The sequence below is a fragment of the Microcystis sp. M53603_WE2 genome (assembly GCF_030065435.1).
In genome coordinates, this window is record NZ_JASJFF010000380.1 from 1 (window position 1) to 1,641 (window position 1,641).

The 1,641-nt window shown below is 44.4% G+C and carries 3 protein-coding genes and 1 pseudogene; 2 read left to right on the plus strand and 2 right to left on the minus strand.

Translation table 11 applies throughout. From position 1 onward, the window contains the following. A partial coding sequence (locus tag PX481_RS08100) for a helix-turn-helix domain-containing protein (protein WP_288094284.1) occupies nt 1-134 on the minus strand: 134 nt, incomplete at its 3' end. 97 nt (nt 135-231) lie between these two features. On the opposite strand from PX481_RS08100, the gene PX481_RS08105 reads away from it, so the two are divergent. Together PX481_RS08105 and PX481_RS08110 are read left to right on the plus strand one after the other, a co-directional pair. Further along, entirely contained in the window at nt 232-606 is a 375-nt protein-coding gene (locus PX481_RS08105; protein WP_002758892.1) for a DUF433 domain-containing protein, read from the plus strand. Next, complete coding sequence (locus PX481_RS08110) at nt 603-995, plus strand: DUF5615 family PIN-like protein (protein WP_002758893.1); 393 nt, start codon at nt 603-605, stop codon at nt 993-995. Before PX481_RS08105 ends, PX481_RS08110 begins: the two co-directional genes overlap by 4 nt. 412 nt (nt 996-1,407) lie before the next feature. Here the strand turns inward: PX481_RS08110 and PX481_RS08115 are convergent. Continuing rightward, nucleotides 1,408-1,641, minus strand: a pseudogene (locus tag PX481_RS08115) (ABC transporter substrate-binding protein); the annotation flags it as partial.

Below are 1,641 nucleotides of genomic sequence, written 5' to 3' on the forward strand. Positions count from 1 at the left end.
GCTAGTGTTCGTTCGTGGAGAGCTTTATTGTAAACCAATCTTACACAGCCCAAAGTGCGCCGCAATAGCGACTCTTGTTCTGGTGTCGGGTAAAATCGGTAGCGATAGCTTTTCCATGTCTCATATTTTAGCATATATTTCGTAAATGTGCTAATATTTAACAGCAAAGCCAACCTAAAACGGCGGGGTTTCAGACCCAAATTTTCGATGAAATTCTAGAAGGTTATGAGTATGGTTCTGGTATCCAACGGGCAATCAGCTATTATTCGTACAGAGCGTGGATTGACAATCGCCGGTACGCGAATTACCCTTTATGATGTTATGGATTACCTAAAGGCTCAGTATCCCCCCAAGCTGATTCGTGAAAAACTTGGTCTTAATGATAGACAGATTGATTCAGCCCTAGCATACATTGAGACTCATTGTACTGAGGTTGAAGCCGAGTATCAAGAATGCTTGCAGACAGCGACAGAAATTCGTCAATACTGGGAAGAGCGAAATCGTGAGCGATTTGCCAAGATTGCGGCGATGCCCCCTAAGCCTGGTCAAGAAACCATTCGTGCGAAGCTTCAAGAGTGGAAAGCACGCATTGAATCTCAATCATGAACTTTCTGATTGACTACAACTTAACGGGCGATGTTGTTTTATTCTGGGGAACCCTCTCAGCAGAAGGATGGCTTGATCTTTTGCCCATCCGCTTCTTCACCTTTCAGGATGTTGGATTGCCGATGGATAGTAGTGATCGGGTTGTTTGGCAATTTGCTCAAAACACTCAGATGATTTTAATTACAGCAAATCGAAATATGAAAGGAATTGATTCGCTGGAACAAACCATACGTGAAGAAAATACACCCGCTTCCCTGCCAATTCTGACAATTGGAAACCCTGATCGCTTTGATGAAAGTAGCTATCGGCAAAGATGTGCTACCCGCTTGATTGAGATTTTATTTGATCTAGAAAACTATATGGGAGTCGGTCGAATTTTCATCCCATAAGACTGTTGGGGAAATTCAGGGACTTTTTCCCTGAAAATTAGGTAATTGACCCCCTCAAAATCTGTAAAACCCCACACCCCACACCCTACACCCTACACCCTGCCCCTAGGAAAAACTTTTTCAGCAGACCCTAATTAAGACAGGTAAATGAGTCAATTTCACCCACAACGATGATCTTTTTTTTGTGTAGTTTTGTTGCAAAAAAAAAGTTTTTTTGACAAAAAGCACAAAGTATGAATGATGAATTATGAAGTGGGGTAGTGAAGTAGTGGGGAAGTGGAGCATTTGGCTGAAATTTCCCTAAACCCCTAAATCCCTATCACCCTATCCCCTACCTCCTGCCGACCGCCGACCGCCGACCGCCGACCGCCGACCGCCTCCTGACTCCTGATCACTGATTACTGATTACTGATTACTGATTAGGTGTCACCTGATCGATAACCTTGAGAGTCCCGTCATCCTTGACAGTCCAGACATCGTAACTACCGACCACATCGCCATTTTCATCGATATCCACATTGCCACTGGCCCCCTGATAGTTAATATCCTCGCCTTTGCGAATCATTTCCATGGCTTGACAAGCATCGGTTACTTCCGTCCCCGGACCGTTAGCCACCTCACGAATCTTGCTTTGAATCCCTTCACC